This is a genomic window from Endozoicomonas sp. SESOKO2 (assembly GCF_024606245.1).
Taxonomy (GTDB): Bacteria; Pseudomonadota; Gammaproteobacteria; order Pseudomonadales; family Endozoicomonadaceae; genus Endozoicomonas_A.
Window position 1 is genome coordinate 1 of sequence record NZ_JAHHPQ010000227.1, and the last position, 6,662, is coordinate 6,662.

General features: G+C 51.3%; 8 protein-coding genes. 6 read left to right on the plus strand and 2 right to left on the minus strand.

Going from position 1 to position 6,662, the window contains the following annotated elements; genetic code table 11:
* Nucleotides 1-47: 47 nt before the first annotated feature.
* Nucleotides 48-368, minus strand: coding sequence for a DUF2220 domain-containing protein (locus KDK17_RS05650; protein ID WP_257287553.1), 321 nt, complete (start codon nucleotides 366-368; stop codon nucleotides 48-50).
* A complete protein-coding gene (locus tag KDK17_RS05655) occupies nucleotides 310-1,071 on the minus strand; it encodes a ComF family protein (RefSeq protein WP_306674595.1) in 762 nt (253 codons plus the stop codon). Before KDK17_RS05655 ends, KDK17_RS05650 begins: the two co-directional genes overlap by 59 nt.
* 101 nt (nucleotides 1,072-1,172) lie before the next feature.
* On the opposite strand from KDK17_RS05655, the gene bioB reads away from it, so the two are divergent.
* The 6 genes from bioB (at nucleotide 1,173) to KDK17_RS05685 (ending at nucleotide 6,513) form a co-directional block, all read left to right on the plus strand.
* Nucleotides 1,173-2,273 (plus strand): biotin synthase BioB, encoded by a 1,101-nt coding sequence (gene bioB / locus KDK17_RS05660; protein ID WP_257282054.1) that lies wholly within the window; start codon nucleotides 1,173-1,175, stop codon nucleotides 2,271-2,273.
* Nucleotides 2,273-3,448: an 8-amino-7-oxononanoate synthase gene (gene bioF / locus KDK17_RS05665; protein ID WP_257287555.1), complete on the plus strand. Its 1,176-nt coding sequence runs from the start codon at nucleotides 2,273-2,275 to the stop codon at nucleotides 3,446-3,448. The genes bioB and bioF overlap by 1 nt, the downstream gene beginning before the upstream one ends.
* Complete coding sequence (locus KDK17_RS05670; protein ID WP_257282056.1) at nucleotides 3,445-4,191, plus strand: alpha/beta fold hydrolase; 747 nt, start codon at nucleotides 3,445-3,447, stop codon at nucleotides 4,189-4,191. Before bioF ends, KDK17_RS05670 begins: the two co-directional genes overlap by 4 nt.
* A complete protein-coding gene (gene bioC, locus KDK17_RS05675; protein ID WP_257282057.1) occupies nucleotides 4,176-4,994 on the plus strand; it encodes a malonyl-ACP O-methyltransferase BioC in 819 nt (272 codons plus the stop codon). Before KDK17_RS05670 ends, bioC begins: the two co-directional genes overlap by 16 nt.
* Nucleotides 4,987-5,670: a dethiobiotin synthase gene (bioD, locus tag KDK17_RS05680; RefSeq protein WP_257287556.1), complete on the plus strand. Its 684-nt coding sequence runs from the start codon at nucleotides 4,987-4,989 to the stop codon at nucleotides 5,668-5,670. The genes bioC and bioD overlap by 8 nt, the downstream gene beginning before the upstream one ends.
* Before the next feature lie 93 nt (nucleotides 5,671-5,763).
* The gene (locus KDK17_RS05685; RefSeq protein ID WP_257282059.1) at nucleotides 5,764-6,513 is read left to right on the plus strand and encodes a hypothetical protein; all 750 of its coding nucleotides are present in this window, start codon (nucleotides 5,764-5,766) and stop codon (nucleotides 6,511-6,513) included.
* Nucleotides 6,514-6,662 lie beyond the last annotated feature (149 nt).

A 6,662-nucleotide genomic window follows, 5' to 3' on the forward strand; every position in this document is an offset into this window, starting at 1 on the left:
CCAATTTATTGCAACCGCAGTAGGACAGCCTTAAGTCCGACAGGCTGCTAGTATGCGACGGTTTTTGTCTCTAGCCAGTCCGCATCTACCCAGGATACATTTCTCCCGCCTCCTGCGACAGCGACAGTGTCATCACATTCAGGGAGGGCAAAGCCGGTCTGTTCATTCTCAACCACCAGGATATGACTGCCTGGCAAGGGGTGATGACGCAGTACGTCAGTCGATAGTTTCAGAATCGGAAGTCCCATCATGTTTGCCTGAGTTTTCGGGCACAGTGGCCGGACGATCAGCCAGCCAGAAGGTGTTTCATTACCCGGGTGAAGATGAGCGGTGGTCAGGTGTTCTCGCCAGACACCAGATATCCACACGTTCCACGCCCTGCTTTTTCAGTAGCCGGGTGATTTCTGAGACCGTCTCTGCGGTCGTAACAACATCGTCCACTATAGCGAGATATTGATAGTGTGGCGTGCCCGTCATTGAGAAAGCATTCCTGATATTGCTCCTGCGTTTTGAAGCCTTAAGACCCTGTTGAGGGTCTGTGTGCTTCTGCCGTTTAATGAGTCCCGTTTCCAATTTGATCGATTGATAGGGCTGAAGGTTTTTCACCAGTTGCCTTGCGAGCAGCAGTGCCTGATCGAAACCTCTTGTACGAAGACGCTTATTGTGAAGCGGGACCGGCAGTATTGCCTGAGGCCACTCTCGACCATCATAGTGGTGAATCAGATTACGGCTCAATTGATCGGTCACGGGAGGAAGGTAGATCAGCTGCTGATGGTGTTTAATCTGTTTGAGAAGATGGTCAGCAGGAAACTCGTAGTTGAAGGCAGAATAACAAGCGTCGAACACAGGCTTTTTCTGGAGACAGCGGGCGCAAGAGTCCGGAGCATTAAGTGAAACAGGAATACCGCAGGACCGGCAGTGTTTTTCTGCAACCGGTAGTGACTTTATGCAAAGGTTGCAGACGGGCTGATTCATCGGTGTATCCGCTCTGCACAGCAAACAGCTCATGGTAATGAGTTGTTTAAAATTTAACCATTTGTAAATCTTGTTACGTTTTAACAATTGACGCATAGTCTCAATTAATTATCATCGATTCTGTTTTTAATCTTGATTTCTGATATCAGGCCTGACTAACAACAGAGAGCTTCTGCCCGGAAGAATCAGTGAAAAGCATGACTAACCCTACAAGCATCAAGGACTCATGTTCCAGCCAACTGCGCCATGACTGGACCTATGACGAAGTCGAAGCCCTGTTCCAAATGCCGTTCAATGATCTGATCTTTCAGGCTCAGCTGACCCATAGAGAACATTTTGATCCCAACCGGGTGCAGGTTAGTACACTACTGTCCATCAAGACAGGTGCCTGCCCGGAAGACTGTAAATATTGTCCCCAGAGTGGTCACTACAACACCGGTCTGGACAAAGAAAAGTTGATGGAAGTGCGCAAGGTTCTGGAAGAAGCCCGCCGGGCCAAGGCTTCCGGAGCAACCCGCTTCTGCATGGGGGCTGCCTGGAAAAACCCTCCTGAGAAAGACATGCCTTACATCCTGGAAATGGTGAAAGGGGTCAAGGAAATGGGTCTGGAAACCTGTATGACACTGGGCATGTTGAACGAAGATCAGGCGGGACAGCTGGCCCTGGCTGGTCTCGATTATTACAACCACAATCTGGATACCTCGCCGGAGTTTTACGGCAGCATCATCACTACCCGAACTTACTCGGATCGTCTTGATACCCTCGCCCATGTGCGTGATGCGGGAATGAATATCTGCAGTGGCGGCATTGTAGGTCTGGGGGAAACAGAAAGAGACCGTGCCGGCATGTTGATTCAGTTGGCCAATCTGCCCAAACATCCGGAAAGTGTGCCGGTTAATATGCTGGTTCGTGTTGAAGGTACGCCCCTGGCCGATGTCGAAGCAGTCGACGGTATCGACTTTGTCCGTACCATTGCCGTTGCCAGGATTATGATGCCCGCCTCCTGTGTACGCCTGTCTGCCGGTCGTGAAAACATGAGTGATGAGCTGCAGGCTCTGGCTTTTCTGGCGGGCGCTAACTCCATCTTTCTGGGTGACAAACTGCTGACGACCGCCAACCCCGCAGAGAGCCGTGACCGACAACTCTTCGACAAGCTGGGTATCAACAGCGATGACATCACCGGGCAAGAAGAACAGGCACTGGGGGCCATCTGCCCTCTTAGCGAGCAGGACGCTTTATTAAACAATGAATTGAATAATGAGCAGTATTACGATGCCATGGGTCAGCAGGTTTCCTGATGGCTTTTGACCTTGAGAAAGACCTTCAGGCTCGCCGGGCTCAAGGCCTTTACCGGACACGGAAGACGCTTGAGGTTCCTCAGGGGGCAGAAGTGGTAGTGGATGGCAAGTCTTATCTGGCTTTTTGTAATAATGATTATCTGGGTCTGGCTAATCACCCGGACATCAGTGCTGCTATGGCTCAGGCTACTGCTGATTACGGTACAGGCGGCGGTGCTTCCCACCTGGTAATCGGCCATAGTCGTGCACATCATCAGCTGGAAGAAGAGCTGGCAGAGTTCACCGGTCGTGAGCGGGTGTTGCTCTTTTCCAATGGTTACATGGCGAATCTGGGAGTCATCACTGCCCTTTTAGGCAAAGACGATGCGGTGTTTCAGGATCGTCTTAATCATGCCTCTCTGCTGGATGCCGGATTGCTATCAGGGGCAAGGTTTCAACGATATCTTCACAAGGATCTGGCCAACCTCGAAACCCGTTTGAACCGGACCGATGGACGGCGCAAGCTGATTGTTACCGATGGCGTCTTCAGCATGGACGGTGATCTGGCTCCTCTGAAGGCGTTATCGGAATTGGCTCATCGGCATGATGCCTGGTTGATGGTGGATGACGCCCATGGCTTTGGTGTTCTGGGTAAAAACGGCGGAGGCCTTGCTCAACATTTTTCTTTAGGTCAGAGCGACTTACCGGTTCTGGTGGGTACTCTGGGTAAAGCTTTTGGTACGGCAGGTGCCTTCGTTGCAGGGAGCGAAGCCCTGATTGAGACTCTGATCCAGTTTGCCCGAACCTACATTTACACCACTTCAATGCCTCCGGCCATCGCAGAGGCAACCAGAGTCAGTCTTCAAATTCTGAAGGAACAGAGTTGGCGAAGAGAACATCTGAATAAGCTGGTTAAATACTTCAGAAAAGAGTGTCAGCAGATGGGACTGAAACTTATGGACTCGCACTCTCCCATTCAGCCTGTTATTGTCGGGTCTGCTGATACCGCTATGGCGATGAGTGACGCTCTGGCAGCAAGGGGTATCCTGGTGACGGCCATTCGTCCCCCCACGGTTCCTGAAAGAACCTCAAGGTTACGCATTACCTTCAGTGCAGCTCACAAACAACAACATGTAGAACAGTTACTGTATGCACTGGAAAGAACGGTACGCCCGTTACAGGAGGAAGTAGCATGAGTTTACCCATTGTTCTGGTCAGTGGTTGGGCGATGCCTGCAACTGTTATGGAGCCTCTGGCGAGTGCTTTGGACGGCGATGGAAGAGTATCTGTGGTACAGCTGCCTGGTTTGGTTCGGGAGCGCAGAACCTTCGACTGGAGGCAACTGCTGGACTATCTGGACATGCATTTGCTGGACACCCCCGTCATTCTGGTCGGCTGGTCATTAGGAGGCACTCTGGCTTCCATCTACGCCAGTCAGCATCCAGACAAGGTCGCTGGTCTGGTGACGCTGGGTTGTAACCCCTGCTTTGTTAGAAACCAGGACTGGCCGGAAGCGATGTTGCCCCAGACCTTTGACAGTTTTTATGCCGGTATGCAGGAAGATCCTGTGGCAACCGTTGAGCAATTTTCAATGCTCTGCAGCATGGGCAACAGTAATCGAAAAGACGTCGCCAAACATCTGCAACGAGCGATTCGCCGGGACGCTGATCTGGAATCCACGATTCTTCTGCAATTGCTGAACCTTTTGGGTGCCAGTGACGTTCGTTCCCAGCTGGCTGATATCCGCTGTCCGGTGCTGCATTGCTTTGGCAGGGATGATGCCCTGGTGCCCGTTGGCACCGCTGTGAGAGTTGAGCAGGACTACCCGGGCCACAAAGTTCTGATGATGTCAGGCGGCCATTGTTTTTTCCTCGATCAGGGTTCCGGTGCCATCAGACAGGTAGCAGATCAGGTTAACCGCTTATGCAACCGAGGCTGACAGCAGCTGACTGTGGGGCAGAAGCCCGCATCAACAAACAAAGTGTTGCTGCCAATTTCAGTCGGGCTGCAACCACTTATGACTCCGCTGCGGTGCTTCAGAAACGTGTGGCCGCCAGAGCCATGATGGGGCTGCCAACCGGGACTTGCCCGGAGTATGTATTGGACCTGGGTTCAGGTACGGGTAGTGAGACTTCCTTGCTCTGCGGACATTTCCCCGATTCTCATGTTACCGGGCTGGATCTGGCTATGGGCATGATTAAGTTCGCCCGGTCGCAGTGTGACTCGGCGTCCTGGTGTTCCGGTGATATTGAATCACTGCCGTTTAAGTCAGAAAGCGTTGACCTGGTGTTCTCCAGTCTGGCTATTCAATGGTGCTCATTTGAGACTGTACTGGAGGAAACTTTTCGGGTACTCCGACCTGATGGGGTCTTTGTATTCTCCAGCCTGGCCAGTGGCACTATGGCGGAGTTGAAAGAGGCCTGGCAACAGGTTGACAGTCATGTTCATATCAATAGCTTTGACAGTTTTGAACAGCAAAAGCTGTGGTCGCTTGAATCAGGCTTCAAGCCACAATCTTTCAAACAGCAGACCGAAACTGTCTACTATCCTGAGCTGTTCCAGATGTTGAGAGAGCTGAAAGCGTTGGGGGTGAATACCGTGCATGGTCGTCCATCCGGTCTGATGACCAGGGGTCGTTTGACCAGACTGCAAGAAGCGTATGAGTCCTTCCGGGTGGATGCTGGTCTCCCCCTGTCTTATCAACTGTTGTATGGGATCTTGAGAAAACCTGCCGATGCCTAGAACGTTTTTTGTCACTGGCACCGATACGGATGCCGGGAAAACCTTTGTCACCTGTGCCATGCTGCAGGCTGCCAATAACAGAGGGCTGAAAACACTGGCTCTGAAGCCGGTGGCTGCGGGTGCCGACATGACCCCGGACGGACCAAGAAATGATGATGCTCTGAACCTGATGAGCGCCATGAATGTCGAGTTGAGTTATTCACAGGTGAATCCGGTGCTTTTTGCCCCCCCCATTGCACCTCATATTGCGGCACAGGAAGAAGGACGGCGTATCACTGTGGATCGTTTGACCGGCTTTTGCCGTGGAGCACTGATGACCCGTCATGATCTTTCTTTCATTGAAGGAGCAGGGGGTTGGCGAGTTCCCCTGAACGACCGTGAAATGCTGGCAGATCTGGCCAAGACGATGAATCTTCCGGTGATTCTGGTGGTAGGAATGAAGCTGGGGTGTATCAGTCATTCCCTGCTGACCGTCGAATCCATTTTGCAAAGTGGTTGTCAGTTGGCGGGCTGGGTGGCCAATCAGGTTGATCCCGACATGAGCCGTTTTCAGGAAAACGTTGAAGCTCTTAAGCGCTCAATTCATGCACCCTGCCTTGGTGTTGTCCCCTGGTGTTCAGAAGAGCAGCGGAGTAACGTGGTAGCCAGTGTTGATCTCTCTCGCTTGATGGTCTGATCTTTTTTCATAAGCAGGAGGCAGTTCCAGCTCATAACAGTTTCCTTCCTGCCTTCCGATAAAAATAAGCAGTGAAAATCGGAACTTAATCCTATGGTCAGGAAAGTCGGCGAAACGCCTGCGTATCAAAATACAACGGACGCTCACCCTCAGCAGGTTCAGCCAAAGTCTGGCAGCTGGAAAGGACGCTTTAAAGTCACCATTCCAGATGGGCTAAAAAGGAAGCTGGGTCATCTCAAGAGCAGTCCATTCAAGCGTAGTTTTGGCCAAAGACGAATCAAAAGAATGACGATGGAGGAGGTCAAATTTCGATTGGCGCTCTTAAAACCTTCGAACTGGGCCAACCGGGCTGTTCCACGACTGGATGAGCAAATCAAAGGCAAGGTGGAAACAGCCTTGTCTTCTCTGAAAGAAGGAAAAACAGAAGCCTTTATGGAAGGTATTTTTTCTGTGCGGCAGCTGATGCATCAGAGAGCTTTTTATACGGGGGAGGGGCATGCTCAAGAAGATTTTCTGAACAGTATTGAGACAGAAATTCTTAAACACCCAAAACAGTCTACAGATCGTTTGCTGGCAGAGTTTGCTGATGCCGGAAGCTATCTGAACGGTCTTCGTGATGCTGTGGATAATGCCTATGACGACTTTCGAAGTGGCGATGTGCTGGCATCCAATCATCTTCTCACCCTGTCCAGTGCCCGAAGTTTTCTGGTAAAGCTGGGCCAGTTAACGCTTGGAAAAGAAGCTTTTGAGGAGTGGCTTCGAAAAGAGCCCGCCACTGATCAGGATATTCTGCACAAAGTAAGCGAGACAGTGAGCCGCTTGCCTCCCGGAAGACTGCAATAAAAAGCCATTATTCAGGTTTCTCTTCAAGTTTCAGTAAGTGATAAGTTTACTGGTTAACATAATACCTTTTTTGTTCCCTTCCCAGCCTGTCTTCCCTACCTTGCCCCGGCCTCGGTCAGGGCTTTTACGCACTCGGTATTGCCCTTCTC

Bases quoted from the DNA above. Each gene is read 5' to 3' on its own strand.
- KDK17_RS05655 (WP_306674595.1), bottom strand. From the start codon at position 1,071: ATGCGTCAATTGTTAAAACGTAACAAGATTTACAAATGGTTAAATTTT.
- bioD (WP_257287556.1), top strand. From the start codon at position 4,987: ATGCCTAGAACGTTTTTTGTCACTGGCACCGATACGGATGCCGGGAAA.
- bioC (WP_257282057.1), top strand. From the start codon at position 4,176: ATGCAACCGAGGCTGACAGCAGCTGACTGTGGGGCAGAAGCCCGCATC.
- bioF (WP_257287555.1), top strand. From the start codon at position 2,273: ATGGCTTTTGACCTTGAGAAAGACCTTCAGGCTCGCCGGGCTCAAGGC.
- KDK17_RS05685 (WP_257282059.1), top strand. From the start codon at position 5,764: ATGGTCAGGAAAGTCGGCGAAACGCCTGCGTATCAAAATACAACGGAC.
- KDK17_RS05670 (WP_257282056.1), top strand. From the start codon at position 3,445: ATGAGTTTACCCATTGTTCTGGTCAGTGGTTGGGCGATGCCTGCAACT.
- bioB (WP_257282054.1), top strand. From the start codon at position 1,173: ATGACTAACCCTACAAGCATCAAGGACTCATGTTCCAGCCAACTGCGC.